The sequence below is a fragment of the Bacteroides sp. Ga6A2 genome, from assembly GCF_000702225.1.
Classification (GTDB): Bacteria; Bacteroidota; Bacteroidia; order Bacteroidales; family Bacteroidaceae; genus Ga6A1.
Map to the genome: position 1 here is coordinate 1 of NZ_KL370876.1, position 432 is coordinate 432.

1 protein-coding gene and 1 tRNA gene are annotated in these 432 nt (G+C 42.1%); both read left to right on the top strand.

Features of this window, described 5'->3' with window-relative positions; genetic code table 11:
- Nucleotides 1-221: hypothetical protein (locus tag T538_RS19085; protein WP_034539457.1), on the top strand; the 221-nt coding region annotated here is incomplete at its 5' end.
- 126 nt (nucleotides 222-347) lie between these two features.
- Nucleotides 348-422 (top strand) — tRNA-Pro (locus T538_RS0116550).
- Nucleotides 423-432: the final 10 nt, after the last annotated feature.

The following is a 432-nucleotide window of genomic DNA, read 5'->3' on the forward strand; positions in this document are numbered from 1 at the left end:
TCGATATGGGAAAAACTAAAGGATTTCTCTCTGCCATACAGCACCGAGAAATCCTAATGACCGATTTGGGTTTAGTAATCTGGTGCTTTGTCGTGATTGTAATCGTCAGAAATCGGGCAAGTAATCGCAGCACTTTCCCCGAAAATATCTATATATGTGATATTTGCAAAGTCGGGGAGTGGCAGCAATTCGGCATTAAGCCAGGTGGGGAATGTGCATAAACAAAGGCGTGGCGGAAATTATTTTTGAAAAATATCGCAAAAAATCGCTAAAAAACATTGCTTATTCAAAAAATGTGCTTATCTTTGCACCGCTTTTAAGAAACAAGGCTTTAAGAATTGTTGTTTCGGGGTGTAGCGCAGTCCGGTTAGCGCATCTGTTTTGGGAACAGAGGGTCCCAGGTTCGAATCCTGGTACCCCGACACAGAAAAA